Annotated in this window: 16 protein-coding genes; 2 read left to right on the top strand and 14 right to left on the bottom strand. The window is 66.6% G+C overall.

Annotation, left to right across the window (positions count from 1 at the left end):
• Positions 1-26: 26 nt before the first annotated feature.
• The 9 genes from MBENS4_RS03660 to MBENS4_RS03700 all read right to left on the bottom strand — a co-directional run bounded on the left by MBENS4_RS03660 (position 27) and on the right by MBENS4_RS03700 (position 7193).
• Positions 27-263 carry a rubredoxin gene (locus MBENS4_RS03660; RefSeq protein ID WP_039388862.1) on the bottom strand — a complete coding sequence of 79 codons (237 nt, stop codon included), beginning with the start codon at positions 261-263 and terminating at the stop codon, positions 27-29.
• Between the two features lie 2 nt (positions 264-265).
• On the bottom strand, positions 266-1156 hold the full coding sequence (locus MBENS4_RS03665; protein WP_039388864.1) for a hydrogenase expression/formation protein: 891 nt from the start codon (positions 1154-1156) through the stop codon (positions 266-268).
• A gap of 14 nt (positions 1157-1170) precedes the next feature.
• Positions 1171-1605 carry a hydrogenase-1 expression HyaE gene (locus tag MBENS4_RS03670; RefSeq protein WP_039388866.1) on the bottom strand — a complete coding sequence of 145 codons (435 nt, stop codon included), beginning with the start codon at positions 1603-1605 and terminating at the stop codon, positions 1171-1173.
• On the bottom strand, positions 1605-1919 hold the full coding sequence (locus MBENS4_RS03675) for a HypC/HybG/HupF family hydrogenase formation chaperone (protein ID WP_039388869.1): 315 nt from the start codon (positions 1917-1919) through the stop codon (positions 1605-1607). Before MBENS4_RS03675 ends, MBENS4_RS03670 begins: the two co-directional genes overlap by 1 nt.
• Positions 1919-2647 (bottom strand): HyaD/HybD family hydrogenase maturation endopeptidase, encoded by a 729-nt coding sequence (locus tag MBENS4_RS03680; protein WP_052321982.1) that lies wholly within the window; start codon positions 2645-2647, stop codon positions 1919-1921. The genes MBENS4_RS03675 and MBENS4_RS03680 overlap by 1 nt, the downstream gene beginning before the upstream one ends.
• A gap of 299 nt (positions 2648-2946) precedes the next feature.
• The gene (gene cybH, locus MBENS4_RS03685) at positions 2947-3648 is read right to left on the bottom strand and encodes a Ni/Fe-hydrogenase, b-type cytochrome subunit (RefSeq protein ID WP_039388871.1); all 702 of its coding nucleotides are present in this window, start codon (positions 3646-3648) and stop codon (positions 2947-2949) included.
• A 29-nt stretch (positions 3649-3677) separates the two neighbouring features.
• Entirely contained in the window at positions 3678-4268 is a 591-nt protein-coding gene (locus MBENS4_RS03690) for a HupE/UreJ family protein (RefSeq protein WP_052321983.1), read from the bottom strand.
• An 11-nt stretch (positions 4269-4279) separates the two neighbouring features.
• Entirely contained in the window at positions 4280-6079 is a 1800-nt protein-coding gene (locus MBENS4_RS03695) for a nickel-dependent hydrogenase large subunit (protein ID WP_039388873.1), read from the bottom strand.
• Between the two features lie 94 nt (positions 6080-6173).
• Complete coding sequence (locus MBENS4_RS03700) at positions 6174-7193, bottom strand: hydrogenase small subunit (RefSeq protein WP_144400841.1); 1020 nt, start codon at positions 7191-7193, stop codon at positions 6174-6176.
• 323 nt (positions 7194-7516) lie between these two features.
• Here MBENS4_RS03700 and MBENS4_RS23870 point away from each other — a divergent pair, with 323 nt between their 5' ends.
• The gene (locus MBENS4_RS23870) at positions 7517-8467 is read left to right on the top strand and encodes a tetratricopeptide repeat protein (protein ID WP_052321984.1); all 951 of its coding nucleotides are present in this window, start codon (positions 7517-7519) and stop codon (positions 8465-8467) included.
• Entirely contained in the window at positions 8431-9741 is a 1311-nt protein-coding gene (locus tag MBENS4_RS03705) for an O-linked N-acetylglucosamine transferase, SPINDLY family protein (RefSeq protein ID WP_052321985.1), read from the top strand. The genes MBENS4_RS23870 and MBENS4_RS03705 overlap by 37 nt, the downstream gene beginning before the upstream one ends.
• Positions 9742-9878: 137 nt before the next feature.
• Here the strand turns inward: MBENS4_RS03705 and MBENS4_RS03710 are convergent, their stop codons facing one another.
• The 5 genes from MBENS4_RS03710 to lptB form a co-directional block, all read right to left on the bottom strand.
• Positions 9879-11453, bottom strand: a complete 1575-nt coding sequence (locus MBENS4_RS03710; protein ID WP_039388875.1) for an ABC-F family ATP-binding cassette domain-containing protein — start codon at positions 11451-11453, stop codon at positions 9879-9881.
• A gap of 131 nt (positions 11454-11584) precedes the next feature.
• Entirely contained in the window at positions 11585-12496 is a 912-nt protein-coding gene (locus MBENS4_RS26045; protein WP_199904335.1) for a class I SAM-dependent methyltransferase, read from the bottom strand.
• Positions 12445-12993, bottom strand: a complete 549-nt coding sequence (locus MBENS4_RS26050; protein ID WP_199904336.1) for a glycosyltransferase family 32 protein — start codon at positions 12991-12993, stop codon at positions 12445-12447. The genes MBENS4_RS26045 and MBENS4_RS26050 overlap by 52 nt, the downstream gene beginning before the upstream one ends.
• 296 nt (positions 12994-13289) lie before the next feature.
• Complete coding sequence (gene rpoN / locus MBENS4_RS03720) at positions 13290-14840, bottom strand: RNA polymerase factor sigma-54 (RefSeq protein WP_039388876.1); 1551 nt, start codon at positions 14838-14840, stop codon at positions 13290-13292.
• Positions 14841-14866: 26 nt separating this feature from the next.
• Positions 14867-15649: an LPS export ABC transporter ATP-binding protein gene (gene lptB, locus MBENS4_RS03725; RefSeq protein ID WP_039388878.1), complete on the bottom strand. Its 783-nt coding sequence runs from the start codon at positions 15647-15649 to the stop codon at positions 14867-14869.
• Positions 15650-15820 lie beyond the last annotated feature (171 nt).

Raw genomic sequence — 15820 nt, forward strand, 5'->3', positions numbered from 1 at the left:
GAAGTTCGCTCAGGCCATCCATGGCGTCAGTCCGGAATGACCATGAAGTCGCCCTTCGCGCCGTCGCATTCCGGGCAGGTCCAGTGATCGGGCAGCGCCGCGAACGGCGTACCCGCCGGTATCTGCCAGTACGTGCAGCCCTCCGCGGGCTCGTACACGTGCCAGCAGATCTTGCATTCCAGCCGCGTGTGGTCGGACAGCTTGGACGCATCGCCGCCATAGCTTCCCGCAAAGAAATGGTCGGTGGAGGGAGCACCGGACATGCTCAGGCGTCCGCCGGGGCGTAGATGTCGAGGATCTCGGACAGACGCTCGACCGAATCCGCAATATCCTCGGGCGCGGCCAGCGCCACTTCGGGGATCGGGCTGATCTCGATCGAGTTGAGGATCAGGGTGTCCTGCGAATTGTAGTAGCGCACCCACCAGGTGTCGCGCGTGCCGCTCGCCCGGATGCGGCAGTTGCCGTAGCCGCGCGACAGGACGATCAGTTCGCCCGGACCCAGCACGTTCTCGAGAAAAGCCAGGTCCTCCTCGGTGTGCGGCAGGAGCGAGAGATTGATGATGTGCGGGCCCCGACCCGCCTCGCGCGCATGGGGCACGTGCTCGTTGATCTCGCTGACAAGGGCAGGCGCGTTGAAGATGTTGGGGCCAGCGCTTTCGGGCAGGTCCACATGGGCCTGCGCGCCCGCGAAGGCCTGTGCCAGAAGGTCCTGCGGGAAGGCGCCGACTTCGGCGTAGTCCGCGCTGCGGCGGCCATCGGCACTGGCCACGCGCACCCGCCAGAGCCCGGCCAGCACCGATTCCTGCGCCTGCGCATCGCCGCCTGCGACAACCGAGACTTCGCCCTCGCCCAGCAACTGGTCGACGAAGGTAAGGTCGCTCGGTGCAAGGCCCATAAGGTCGATCCGGACGCCCTCACCTGTCGCCTCGGCGTGGCGCAGCGCGTCCAGCATCGCGCCGAGCGCGGCCAGCGCGGGGCCGTGCCCCGCCGCATCGTCCGCCTCGGGCACGTGGGCGGCGGAGAAAGTGTTCATGCCGCTGGGCATGATCATGTAGTCGAGCTTGGAGCCGTCGAAGCTCTCGGGCTGGCTGCCCGGGCCGACGAGTGCACCGAGACCGGGCGCGCCCATACCAGGCACAGAAAGGAAGGACGTCATGGGATGGGGGCTCCTCAGCGGCTCTCGCCGCAACCGGCGGGCAGTTTGTAGGCAGGCGGATCGCTCGGCTCGCGCCCCAGGATCTCGGGGATTTCAACTAGGTAGTCGGACCAGTCGCGGATCCCCTCGATGGCGCCGAGGTAGCGTCCCTCGCGCAGGAAGACGAGCGCGGGAAAGGCGGTGAAGCGAAAGCGGCGCTGAAGCGCGCGCTCGTCCTCGCGCGCGCAGACCAAGACACGCGCGTGCCCGGCCAGCGCCTTGTCGAGTTCGGGCAGGACCACGGCCACATCGTTGCTTTCGGCCAGACGGCGGTGGTCCCCGCAGAAGAACAGCAGGGCCAGCGGCGTGTCGGCCAGGACGGCGTCGAGATCGGCCTCGCCCACGATAGGGTAACCATGGCGCTGGCAGATGCCTTCCAGCAGCGGCGAGAAATCGAGTACGGGGGTCATCAATTGGGGGCTCCGCTGCGCAGGTGTTCAGGCAATTGGGGTTCGCGGTCGATGAGGTCGGCAAAGGCCGCCTCGATATCGACTTCACCGCCGTTCATGATGGCTTCGAGCGCGCTCAGGGCATCCCGGCTGCGCAGTGCGCTCACCTCGTCCATCTTCTCGCGCGCGGCACCAAGGAAGGTCATCAGCCATTCGCCGGGGGCAACATCGCCCACCAGCAACGTGTCGATCTCGACCCAGACATCGCCGTTGGCACACAGCGCCCGGCCGGGCCCGGCGACCTCGATCACCTTCATGGGAATACCCAGGCACATCAGCGCGCGCCCTCCCCGCCTGCCGCGTCGCCCGCATCCAGCGGCATCCGGCTGACCAGTTCGGCCATCTCGGCATCGAAGTCGGCGGGCGGCACGAAGCCTGCGCCCAGCACGCGGTCATCGCCATGGCGCGGCGCGATCTCGGCGTCGGGACGCTCACCCTCGTAGCGTTCGAGCACCATCTCCAAGCTGCCGATGCTTTCGGCATCGCCGAGCGGCACGGTGCGGCGCTCGCCCACGATGCCAAAGTCCGCCAGATAGTCGAGCGCCATCGCGATGGCAGGCTCGATCTTGTCCTTGACCTGCGGACGCAGCGAGCCGCCGTAGTCCTCCAGCTCGACCGGCTGCACGCCGATGAGGAGCTGGTGCGCGGGCGGATCGCCCAACATCTCGGCCATCATCAGCACTTCCTGGAAGCCGGTCTGGTGCAAAGAGACCTTCTTGGCGCCGAGGAAGCGGGGGACTTCCTCGCCTTCCACGCGCTTCATCGTGCCCGGTTCGAGGCCGTAGTCGACCGCATCGAAGACGACGAGGATGTCGGCCTCGCGGATGTTCTGAACGAGGTAGACCCCCTGGGTGCCGCCGTCGATCAGACGCACGTTATCCGGGAAGGCCCAGTGGCGGTGCATGTGCTCGACCGCGCGCACGCCGAAGCCTTCGTCGGCCCACAGGAGATTGCCGATGCCCAGCACCAGAACGGAAGGTGTGCTGTCAGGGGGGGATGCCATGTCTTGCCGTTTCTCCGTGGGGCTGGCCGTGTGCTCCGGCTTCACCCCGACCCGATTGGAAAGTGTCTTGCCAATATGCACAGCAAAGCCCGTGCCAAGTGCCCTACAACCGTGACAAGGCGCACTCCTTGGTGACGGCGCACGGCTTACGCGCACGCCCTATGGACAGAAACCTTCCATATCGGAAAGTTTCCTTAGAAAAGTATCTTTCCACACAGAAAGGGAAGCGCCGGCAACCTGGGAGAGAGATGGGCGGAAGTTCGGCCGCCGGCGCTTCTAGGGGGAGGACGGGGCGGACCTCAGTCCGGGGACCCGTCATCCTTGAACGTCCGCCAGCCCGAGAACATCGAGGAGATGATCGACTGGCGGCTCATGATGTCTTCCCGCACGGCGGCGTAGATATGGACGATGACGAAGATCACGATCACCCACATGCCCATGTGGTGCCAGGTGTGGACGTCCTGGCTCTGGCCAAAGAGCGGGATCACCCAGCTGGTGAAGAGGGTATGGATCACGCCCGGCCCCTCGCCCTCGCCGGAGAGCGCGAAACCGGTCAGGATCATGAAGACGATGCCCCACACGAACAGGATATGCATGGAGATGCGCGCCAGCGGGTTGTGCCCGGTGTACTTCTTAGGCGACTTCTCCATCATCGCGTACCATTTGATTTCGTGCCAGATTTCCTTCCAGTACGAGCCGCGGGTCAACGGTACGTGGAAGATCTCACGCGCGTGCGCGTTGCCCACGAAGGCCCAGTAGAAGCGAAAGACGAAGCCCACGACGAGGATCTGTCCGGCGACGAAATGCGCAAAGCGGATCTTGCCGAACATGAAGTGGTCGTAAGCCTCGCCGCCGATCGCAGGCAGCGGCTTGCCGATGAGATAGCCGCTCAGGCACAGGACGAGGATCGCCAGCGCGTTGATCCAGTGCCACAGGCGCACGGGCGCCTCGTAGACGTAGACCGTTTCCTCGGTGTGGGGTTTGGAGGTCGTGCTCGCCATGACGCGTCCCTTCTCCTGGCCGAAGCCGCTCAACTAAAGGCGAGGGCCAGCCCCGCACCGCCAATGCCAAGACCCGCCGCCCAGCGCCCGACCGGCGAGGCGAAGAGGTGGCAACCCACTTTCCAGCCGATGAGGTGCAGCGCGGCCGATGCGGCCAGGAACCCGGCGAAGTAGGCGGGGACAAGACCACTCGCTTCCCCGCCATGGGCATGACCATGGGCCAGTGCAAAGAGACCGATCAGCGCAAGCCCCGCGCGGTTGCCGACGAAGGGCGCGGCGACCAGCAGCGCGGCTAGCACGACGAGCGAGCCCACCACCACACTCTCGAGCGCGCCGATGGCGCCGGTTGCCAGGCCAAGGACACCGCCCAGCGCAAGACAGGCAAGGAACACGGCCGGGGCCTGCCAGGCCTGTGCGGCCTTGCGCGTCGCCGCCCAGAGGCCCACCGCCAGCATGGCGAGCAGGTGATCGAGCCCCAGGAAGGGGTGCGCCAGACCCGCGACCAGCCCATCGCCCAGGTGGCCGGGATGGGCCAGGGCGGGGGTAGCGGCCAGGCCCGCGGCCAGAGCGGCGGCAAGTGCTGCGGTGCGCGCAGGCGAGGTGCGTTCGAACATCGTCATCTTCCTTTTCCTCAGCGCACTTTGACTTCGGCCAGTTCCTGCCCGTCGGGCCCCATCACGTGGGTCGAGCAGGCGAGGCAGGGATCGAAGCTGTGCAGCGTGCGCAGGATCTCCACCGGCTCTTCGGCGCGCTCCACCTTGGTGTCCAGCAGCGAGGCCTCGAAGGCGCCGATATTGCCCTCGTTGTCGCGCGGCGTGCCGTTCCAGGTGGTGGGAACCACGCACTGGTAGTTCTCGATCTTGCCGCCCTTGATGCGGATCCAGTGCGCCAGCGCTCCGCGCGGAGCCTCGGTAAAGCCCACGCCCTTGACCTCGTCGGGCCAGGTCTTGGGATCGAACTTGGTGGTATTGGCGGTCGCGGTGTCGCCGTTCTTCACATTGGTGATGAGCTTGTCGAGGAAGTAGGCCTGCTTCTCGGCGGCCCACTGCGCCTCCAGCGCGCGCGCCGCGGTACGGCCGAGCGTCGAGAACATCGCCTCCATCGGCAGCCCGAGCGCGGAGAGGCAGCCATCGACCTGCTCCTGGATGTCCTTGCGGCCCTGCTGGTAGCCGATGATGTAGCGGGCGAGCGGGCCCACTTCCATCGCGTGGCCACGCCAGCGCGGCGCCTTGATCCACGAGTACTTGGCGCCCTCGTCGAGCTCCTCGATCCGCGTCGAAGTGCCCTTGGCCTTGGGGCCCAGCTCGTAGTGCGGCTCGGTGATGCCGTCCCAGGGGTGCAGACCCTTGCTCTCGTCCGGGTACTTGTACCAGGAGTGCGGCACGAATTCCTGGATCTGTTCAGGGTCGGTGAGGTCGACCGGGTGGATGTCGGTCAGCTTGCCGTCGACGATGGCGCCGTGCGGCATCATCAGGTTTTCCGGGCTGTAGTCGTTCGCGCGGTCGGGAATGTCCCCGTAGGCCATCAGCGACTTGTTCGCGATGCCCCCACCATAGAGCCAGGTCTTGTAGAACTTGCCGATGGCAATGACGTCGGGAACGTAGACGTTCTTCACGAAGTCGATGCACTTGTCGGTGATCTTGCGCACGTAGTTGAGCGAGGTCATGTTGACCGGCGCGCCCGCGGCCATGTCGCCGTCGATGTTGATCGCGCACGGGACGCCGCCCACCAGCCAGTTGGGGTGGATGTCCTTGCCCCCGAAGATCGTGCGCACGGTCATGATCTCCTTCTGGAAGTCGAGCGCTTCCAGATAGTGCGTCACGGCCATGAGATCCGCCTCGGGCGGCAGCAGGTAGGCAGGGTTGGTCCAGTAGCCGTTCTTGAAAGGGCCAAGCTGGCCGCTCTCGACGAACTTCTTGAGGCGCGTCTGGATGTCGCGGAAGTAGCCGGGCGAGGAGTTGGGGTGCGCGGGCGAGACCATCTGCTGGAGCTCGCTCGTCGCCTTCGGGTCGGCCTTCAGCGCATTGACCGGGTTCACCCAGTCGAGCGCGTGGAGGTGGTAGAAGTGCACCAGATGATCGTGCACCTGCAACGAAAGCTGCATGATGTTACGGATCGAGTTCGCGTTTTCCGGGATCTCGATGCCGAGCGCATTCTCCACCGCGCGCACCGAGGTCAGCGCGTGGGTGCCGGTGCACACGCCGCAGATTCGCTGGGTAAAGGCCCAGGCATCACGCGGATCGCGGCCCTTGAGGATCACTTCCAGCCCGCGCCACATGGTGCCGGTGGAGACCGCGTTGCGGATCACATTGTTGCTGTCGAGATTGACCTCGCAGCGCATGTGCCCCTCGATGCGGGTGACGGGATCGACGACGACGCGCTTGCCGGTGTTGTCGAGGGTGTAGCCGTTAGGGGTTGCCAGCGTGGCCATGCTCAGGCGTCCTCATGGGTGGTCGTGGTGTCGGCGGGGGCCGGGGAACTGCCCGAGCGGGCGCGCTTGACCGCGCTCGCGGCGGCATGGGCGATCACCCCTGCCCCCACGGCGGCGGCGGCGGCACCACCGATCTGGTCGCGTCGGCCTCGATGCCGAAGCCCTGGATGTCGGAGAGGCGCTCGTAGAAGCTGCCCTTGTCCCAGAAGCCGTCTTCGGAACAGCCGATGCAGCCGTGCCCGGCCTGGATCGGGAAGGAGAGGCCGCCGTTCCAGCGCACGGTCGAACAGGCGTTGTAGGTGGTCGGGCCCTTGCAGCCGACCTTGTAGAGGCAATAGCCCTTGCGCGCGCCCTCATCGTCGAATTCCTCGACGAACTGGCCCGCATCGAAGTGCGGTCGGCGGTAGCACTTGTCGTGAATGCGCTGGGAATAGAACATCTTGGGCCGCCCCTGGTTGTCCAGTTCGGGGAAGCGGTCGAAGGTCAGGATGTAGCTGATGACGCCGGTCATGACTTCGGCGATGGGGGGACAGCCGGGGACCTTGATGATCGGCTTGTCGGCAAGCCCCGGGACCTTGTGGACAGGCGTCGCCTGGGTCGGGTTGGGGCGCGCGGCCTGGACGCATCCCCACGAGGCACAGCTGCCCCACGAGATGATCGCCTTGCAGTGGTCGGCTGCGTGCTTGAGCTGCTCGAGGAAAGGCCGGCCGCCGATGATGCAGCTCATGCCTTCCTGGTTGAGCGGGGGATTGCCCTCGACCGCGAGGATGAAGTTGCCATCGTACTTCTCGATGGTCTCGGCGATGATCGCCTCGGCCTGCTCGCCCGCCGCGGCCATGATCGTGTCGTCATAGTCGAGGCTGATCATGGACAGGATTACGTCCTTGGCCAGCGGATGCGCGGAGCGAATGAAGCTTTCGGAACAGCAGGTGCATTCAAGGCCGTGCAGCCAGAGCACGGGAATGCGCGGCTTGGTCTCCATGGCGTGGCGGATGTCCTGGGCATGGGCCGGGCTGAGCCCGAGCGCCGCGGCCGTCAGGCTGCAGAACTTGTTGAAGCTGCGGCGGGTGATGCCCTGCCGACGCATCACGTCGTAGAATGTTTCGATTGCCATCCGGCTGACCTTTCCCGCGTCCGTGTCGAAATGTGCGGTTCCAATGCCGGCAAGTTCAGCAAGAGGTGTGCCAAACCTGGGAAACATACGGGAAAACGAGCATCTTGCCGGGGGATCACCGCCCTTTGCGGCCACTCCCCTTGCACAGTGGAAAGTAACCTTCCCCGCCGCAATGAAAGCGTCCTCCCAGCGGGTATGCGAACGTTTGCAAGCCCCGCAACCCGAGGGGGGCTCCTACGCAACTCTACCGGGGATCCAGGTCACCGAACGTCCACCACGTCCGGTTATGTCCAGGTCAGATCCTGGGAAGAGCACGAGGAACCATGAGCGGACTGGAAACCCTCCTGATCAAGGCCAAGGGCGCGGCCAAGCGCGGCGACGCCGATGCCGCGCGCGCGATCTACCACGATGTCCTCGAACGCCACCCCAACAACACCCGTGTACGCGCCGCGCTCAAGGCCCTCGATGAACCCAGCGGCACCTCGGCCCAGCGCCGCTTCGACACCCTGGTCGCGGCCTATCGCGATGGCAACATGGGCCTTGCCGTGCGCGAGGGCGAAGCGCTGGCGCGCGCCTTCCCGCATTCCCACGGCGTGCAGAACCTCTACGGCGCCGCGCTTCTCGCGCTGGGCGACAACCCGCGCGCCGAGACCGCCTTTCGCGCCGCCATCGCCGCCGACCCGAGCGCCCATGCCAGCTGCAACAACCTTGCCATCGCGCTGCGCCGCCAGGGCCGCGACGCCGAGGCGGAAGAGCTCTACCGCGAGGTCATCGCCCGCGCCCCGACCTACGCCGATGCGCGCTACAACCTGGCCAATCTGCTGGAACAGTCCGGCCGCGACGAGGAGGCCGGCTACTTTTTCGCCCAGGCCCTCGCCATCGATCCCAGCTATGTCGACGCCTACTACAACCTGGGCAATCTCAACGCGAAGATGGGCCGGCGCGACGACGCCATCGCCTGCTACGAATGGGCCATCCACCTGCGCCCCGAACACGCCGATGCCATCAACAACATGGGCGGCGAACTGCTCGCGCTCGACCGGGTGAACGCAGCCCTCGAGTGTTTCGAGAAGGCCCTCGCGATCACCCCGGACAACGGCAAGGCTCTGGTCAACCGCGGCAAGGCGCTGATCCTCATGAACCGCCTGCCCGAAGCCGTCGCCTCGTTTCGCGGCGCGCTGGCCCTGGCCCCTTCGGACGCATCCGCACGGCTCCAGGCGCTCTTCGAGGAAGCCACATGTGCGACTGGCGTGCGCGCGGCGAATACGCCCTGACCCTGGGCGCAGACGTGGGGGCGGTGCAGCCCTTCGCCTCCCTGCCCTTCCGCGACGATCCTGCCCACCAGCACCAGCGCTCGCGCGCCTGCGCGGCGCACGTCTATCCCGCCAAACCCGCCAGCCTGCCCGTGCCTGATCCCAGCCGCGACGGGCGCATCCGCATCGGCTACTTCTCGGCCGACTTTCACAACCACGCCACGCTTTACCTGATGAGCGGGCTCTTTCGTGAACACGACCGCGGCCGCTTCGAGGTCCACCTCTACAGCTACGGCCCCGAGCGCGAGGAGGACCACCACCGCGCCGTGCTGAAAGGCCAGGTCGATGCCTTCACCGAGATCGGCAGCCTGACCGACGAGGAGGTCATGCGCCGCGCCCGCGCGGACAACCTCGACATCGCGATCGACCTCAAGGGCTACACGCGCGGCACCCGCACGCGCATGTTCGGGCACCGTCTGGCGCCTGTGCAGGTGGCCCACATGGGCTATCCCGGAACGCTGGGGCACGCCTGCATGGACTATTTCGTGGCCGACGAGGTCGCGCTTCCCGAGAGCGCGGAGGCCCATTTTTCCGAAGCTATCGTACGCCTGGCCGGAAGCTACCAGGCCAACGACAACCAGCGCGTGATCGTCCCCGACACGAAGGGGCGCGCGGGCCATGGCCTGCCCGAACAGGGCTTTGTCTTCGCCAGCTTCAACCACACCTACAAGATCTCGCCCGCCGAATGGGACATCTGGATGCGCCTCCTGAGCCAGGTGGACGGCTCCGTACTCTGGCTGCTGCGCTCGAACGCATGGGCCGAAGCGAACCTGCGGCGCGAGGCCGAGGCGCGCGGCGTCGATCCAGCCCGCCTTGTCTTCGCCCCCTCACTCCCCCACGCCGAGCATCTGGGACGGCTCGCGCTCGCCGACCTGTTCCTCGACACCTTCGCGGTGAACGCGCACACGACCGCGAGCGATGCGCTCTGGGCTGGGCTCCCGGTCCTGACGCTGGCCGGCCGCCAGTTCGCCGCGCGCGTAGCGGCAAGTCTGGTGACAGCCGCCGGTCTCCCCGAACTGGCCACGACCAGTCCCGGCGAATACGAGGCCTGCGCCCTGGCTCTGGCCCGCCATCCCGAGCGCCTGGCCGCGCTGCGCCAGCGCCTCGCCGAGGCGCGGATGAGCTGCGCCCTCTTCGACACGCCCGCCTATGCCCGCCGCTTTGAACGCGCGCTGGAGATGATGCACCAACGCCATCTTGATGGAGAGGCACCGGCATCGTTCTTCGTGGAATAGAAGAAGACAGGAAGAAGAGTTCCGAGGGCCATTGCCCTCGGGCTCCCCGAACCCGTCACCCTCACCTCCCGCGCGCAGCCTTGGCTGAATAAGGTGAGGTTGCCCATTTTGGGGTCAAGGGGCGATGGCCCCTTGTATCATCTCCCTATTTCCACCTGCTCCTCGATACCTATGGCCTCGAGAAACGCCCGGTCGTGGCTGACCACCAAGAGAGCCCCATCGTAGTCGCGCAAGGCATCTTCGAGCAGTTCGACCGATTCGATGTCGAGGTGGTTGGTCGGCTCGTCCATGACCAGAAGCCAGGGCGCCCTCGCTCCGCCCAGTATGCAGGCGAGCCCGGCGCGTAGGCGCTCGCCTCCGGACAGCGTGCCGACCAACTGGCGTGAGGCCTCGCCCCGGAAGCCGAAGCGGGCGAGCGCCGCGCGCGCGTTTTCCTCTTGCGCGCCCGGATTGAGGCGACGGTAGTTGGCAAGGATATCCGCATCGCCCGCCAGCTGTCCCAGGTGCTGGTCGAACCAGGCCACGCGCCCCTCCGCCCTCGTGACCCCACCTGTCTGCGGAGCCAGTTCACCCACTGCGAGGCGCAGCAGAGTTGTCTTGCCCGCCCCGTTGGGTCCGATGACAGCCATGCGGCGCGGCCCCTTGATGTCGAGCGACCACGGCCCGAACGCCCTTCCCTCCCGCACGAGGGTAACCGCCTGTAGCGAGAGGACCTGCGCATTCGCAGGCAGACCGGAGGACGGCACGTCCATGCGCACGGGAACGCGCACCTCCACCTGCCCGCGTGCCTGGGCAAGGCGGTTCTCGGCCTCGTCCCTCTGGCGCGTGGCCTGACGGCTCTGGGCCCCACCGCTGTTCTGCGCACGCTCGGCCTGCCGCCCGAGCAGGACCTTGGCCTGCGAGCCGCCTGCGGCAAAGGCGCGGCCAGCCTTGTCGCGAGTCGCCTTGGCCTCCTTCTGCGCCTGCGCCGCCCGGCGCACCTGCCCCAGGTCCGCCTCGGCGCGCTCCAGCTCGGCCTCGGCCCGCACGCGTTCGGCATCGCGGATCGTGGCGAACTGCGACCAGCCGCCCGTGACCGTGCGCACGCCGGTGGGCGCAAGCTCGACGATCCGGTCCATTCCCTCCAGCAGAGCACGATCGTGGCTGGCCACAAGTGCGCCGCCCGGCCAGTCGGCAAGGACCTGGGCCACCAGATTGCGTCCTGCGGCATCCAGATTGTTGGTCGGCTCGTCCAGCAGGAGCAGATCGGGCGCTTCGAGCAGCAGCCGGGCAAGACCTACCCGTGTCCGCTCGCCGCCTGACAGGCTGGCGACCCGCCGTTCCAGCGCAAGGCCCGGCAGACCCAACCGATCGAGAATCGCCGCGAGGCGCTCCTCCAGTGTCCAGTCGGCCGCCGCGAAGTCCTCTTCGCGCCCCTCTCCTGCGAGGACAAGCGCAAGGCAGGCGAGCGGTTCGGCCACGCCGAGCACGTGGCCCAGGGTCCAATCTCCTGGCCAGTCCTGCGCCAGAAGTCCCGTAGTTCCAGAAAGCACGATGTGCCCCGCCGAGGCGCTGCGCCCTTCGGCAATCGCGCCCAGCAGGGTGGACTTGCCGCACCCGTTGCGCCCGACGAGGCCCATGCGCTCGCGGCCGATGGAAAGCGAAAGTTCGGAGAAGAGAGCGCGGCCTTCCGGGGTTCGGAACGCCACGCCGTCCAGCGTGAGAAAAGACATGGGATGCACTCGCACGGTAAAATGACAGACAGGGTGTATTGCTGTGTGTCAGATGTTCACGGCGGTGCGGCTCCTCACGCGTATTGGTCCGCTCATGGTACGCGGCAGACCCTATCGAGGCAAGCGCCCGGTCAGGCGGCCTGCGCCAGTTCGCGTCGACTGAGCAGGGCCAGCAGCGATATACCATTGAAAAACCACATGCGCTGAAGGTCGAGGTGGCTGTATTTTCGCAGCGTGTTGGCAAAGGTGTAGGGCGTGTACCAGACGTTGTGGTCGGGATGGACGCCCTCCAGGAATATCTCGGTTTCGGCCTGGTAATCGAAATGGCGCGCGCGGCACTGGAAGGCGTCGGGCACCGAAATCAGGTACATCTTGGCATCGACGCTCTCGAGCTGGGCCAGGAACAGTTCGACGTCGGGCACATGCTCCATCACTTCCGGGGCAAGGACCACATCGTAACTGGCGTGAACCTGCGCAAAGTCGGTGAAGAGCTCCCCGGTCACGTGCGGGCGCAGCTGCTCGAGCGCCTCACCATGCGGATCGAGCCCGTCGAGGTGCGCGCAGTGCGCCTGCAAGCGGACGTGTAGCGAGGTTGCCGGATCGGTGATCGGCCAGTCCGCGCAGCCCACGTGGAGCACCCGCTGCCCTTGGAGGAGGCTGGCAAAGACGTCCATGCGCGGCAGGCGTGCCAGCTCCGATCCCACCGGCACGCACTGGAGGAAGTAGGGCGCATGGATCTTTTCCAGCGGGGAGGTCGGCGCGCCCAGCGGCACGGCGGACGCATCGGCGTGCGCCTGCGCAGCGGGAGCAGGCTCGGGCGCAGGAGACGCAGGTGCCGGCTCGGCTGCGGGTGCCTCCGCCACCTCGGGGGCCGCCTCCTGCCCGCCCTCGCGCCCGATCGTGCTCACATCCACCGTGTGCAGCGTGTCGTACTGCCGCGCGGTGGTTCCCCAGAGCTGGTGCGCGTAGACCGGGTCGTTGCCCTGGTAGGTCACGCCGGTGAAATGGCGCGGAATGAAGTAATGGCTGGGGTAGATGCGCAAGGGCGTGTAGCCAAAGCTGCGATAGCCTCGGTCAGGCGCAGTGGGCCGACTGTCTTCCAGGCCATGTCCTCGACGACCGAGGCTTGCGCGGCGATGGCATCGATGATGCCCTTCACGAACGGATTGCCCTGCTGGCAGCCGAAGTAACCCGCCGCGATCAGGCCGGGCCGGGCGATCTCGCTTTCCCAGCAGGCAAAGGCCGGGCAATCGAGCAGGTCCTCGTCAAGCGGCCGGGTGCAGACCGAATCGGCATCGAAGACGATCCCTCCGTGTTCGTAGAGGATCTCCCAGCGCAGCATGTCGGCAACCCCGTTCCACTCGCGCTCGCGCATGGCGTCCATGTGGCGCTTGTTGATCCACGCGCGCCCGTCGAGATCGGCGTTGCCCCAGAGACGAAAGCCCCAGTCCGGATGCGCCTTGCGCCAGGTCTCGATGCAGTTGTCCGGACGACGGCTTTCATCGCCTACCCAGATGAAATGGAATGTCTTGGGTATCATGCGCGCGCCTCCCCCATGGCCTCGGCGCCGGAACTGCGGCGCGCCGCGAAGGCTAGGCAAGGACGGTCAAGGAGGTGGAAAGAGGCGCCTAGGTAAGAGCGCGAAAGAGCCCCCCTTCCCGAACAGGCGCCGCATTCCAGCACGGCGCCATCCGGGTGAAGGGGGCAGGTGTCAGCCGCCCGGGTGGGGGCGTTTCGTTGCGCCGTTTAGACAGGGTCATGCACAAATGGCAATCCTTACCCGCAGCGCGCTGGGGAAAGGCGTTTTGCAAAGGACGCGTCAGCGCAGGATTCGCGTCAGCCCGCGCCTGCGATCTTCTTCTGACGGCGGCGCTGCACCGAACTGCCAAGGCCGATTGCCTCGCGGTATTTCGCCACGGTGCGCCGGGCGAGTTCGAACCCCTTTTCCTTGAGAAGTTCGACGAGGGTGTCGTCGGAGAGCACCGCCTTGGGATCTTCCGCGTCGATCAACTGGCGGATCGCGGCCTTGACCGCTTCGGCAGACGCCCCGCCCTCCCCGTTCGCCGAGGCGACACCCGAGGAGAAGAAGTATTTGAGCTCGAAGGTCCCGCGCGCGCAGTTGAGGAACTTGGCCGAAGTGACCCGGCTCACCGTCGATTCGTGCATGCCGATCGCCTCGGCGACGGCCCGCAAGGTGAGCGGGCGCAGTTGCGAGACGCCCTTGCGGAAGAAGCCGTCCTGCTGCTTCACCAGTTCGCTCGCGACCTTGAGGATCGTCTTCTGGCGCTGGTCGAGCGCCTTGATCAGCCAGTTCGCATCGCCCAGCTTCTCCGAGAGCCAGGCGCGCGAGGTCTTGTCCTCGCAGCTTCCCTTGAGCGCGACGTAGTACCCCCGGTTGACCACCAGACGCGGCAGGGTCGCCTCGTTGAGCCGGATATCCCAGCCCCCATCGTCCCGCCCGCTGACCAGGATGTCCGGGGTCACCGCCCCGCCCGGTTCCCCGCCAAAGCGCAGGCCCGGCTTGGGATCGTAGGAACGCAGTTCGGCCAGCATGTCGGCCATGTCCTCATCGTCCACCCCGCACATACGCTTGAGCCGGGTGAGGTCACCGCGCGCGACAAGGTCGAGATTGGCGATCAGGCGCGCCATGCACGGATCGTGGCGGTCGGCCTCGATGGCCTGCAGCGCGATACATTCGGACAGGCTGCGCGCGCCCACCCCGGTCGGATCGAGCGACTGCACCAGGGCCAGTCCCTGCTCGACCTCGTCCATCTCCGCCCCCAGATCGTGCGCCACGTCCTCCAGGCGGACCGGCAGGTAGCCAGCCTCGTCCAGAAGCCCGATGATATAGCGCGCGATGCCCGCCCGCACCGGATCGCCGGTGACGGCGCCGACCTGCGCATCGAGGTGGTCGAAGAGGCTCTCCTCGCCGCCCGCGCGTTCGTCGATGCCCGGGCCGTCCTCGCCCACGCTGCCGACGAGCGCCGCGCCCCAGTCAGCCTCGCCCGATGGCGCGGCACCGGACACGACGCCGTCGGACAGGGACAGACGCTCGCCATCGCCGGTGTCGACATCACGGTCGATGGCACCTGTATCGATGTCGAGAGGATTGTCCTCGCCGCCGCGCCCCTCACCAATCAGCCGGTCGGCCGGCGATTGCTCAAGCGAAGTGCGCCGCACGTCCGCCTCGGCAGAGCCCCCCCCATCCTCGCCCGTAGGCGCGGGATCGCGGCCGACGTCGAGCAGCGGGTTGGCGTCGAGCGCATCGCCGATGAAAGCTTCGATTTCGAGATTGGACAGCGCCAGCAGCTTGATCGCCTGCTGGAGCTGCGGCGTCATGACGAGCGACTGGGTCTGGCGTAAGTCCAGCCTTGGCCCCAACGCCATGGATCAGGTTCCTGTTGGCAGGGGCCTCACAGCGTGAAACCCTCACCCAGGTAGAGCCGGCGCACGTTCTCATCGGCGACAAGCGCCTCGGGGCTACCAGCAAAGAGGACCTGCCCGCCATAGATGATGCAGGCGCGGTCCACGATGTCGAGCGTCTCGCGCACGTTATGGTCGGTGATCAGCACACCGATGCCGCGCGTCTTGAGATCGGCGACGAGGTGGCGAATGTCCGAGATCGAGAGCGGATCGATGCCGGCGAACGGCTCGTCCAGCAGCATGATCGAGGGCTTCGCGGCAAGAGCGCGGGCGATCTCGGCGCGGCGGCGTTCGCCGCCCGAAAGCGCCATCGCCGGACTTCCCCGCAGACGAGTCAGGCCGAACTCGTCGAGCAGGCGTTCCAGTTCGCTCGCGCGCACGTCGCGGTCCGGCTCGTTCAGCTCGAGCACCGCGCCGATGTTCTGTTCCACGGTGAGGCCGCGGAAGATCGAGGTTTCCTGCGGCAGGTAGCCCAGACCGAGGATCGCGCGGCGGTACATCGGCAGGCGCGTCACATCGACGCCGTCCATCAGGATTCGCCCGGAGTCCGGCTTCACCAGTCCCATGATCGAATAGAAGCAGGTGGTCTTGCCCGCACCGTTCGGGCCCAGCAGGCCCAGAACCTCGCCCTTGGCGACCGAGAGGGAAATATCGCTGAGAACCGTGCGCTTGTCGTAGCTCTTGGCGATCGAGATCACTTCGAGGCCATCGCCCGCGGCCTCGGCGCGCATCGCCTGCGCGGGGGCGGCGTCCAGATCGGTAGGTGCAGTCATTACCTGCCGGATGTAAGCGGAGCGCGGGGGCTCGGCAAGGGCGGTTTTGGACCGTCGCCGTGCAAATGGCAGGATTCGTGCATGTTTGTGGCCGACGATACGCGCAGCGTGCCTTCCAACGCACGAATATGTCGAGGCGGCACGTTTCCAGCTTGGAAAAGTTCCCGCAAT

Origin of the sequence: Novosphingobium sp. MBES04, assembly GCF_000813185.1 — a bacterium.
GTDB lineage: Bacteria > Pseudomonadota > Alphaproteobacteria > Sphingomonadales > Sphingomonadaceae > Novosphingobium > Novosphingobium decolorationis.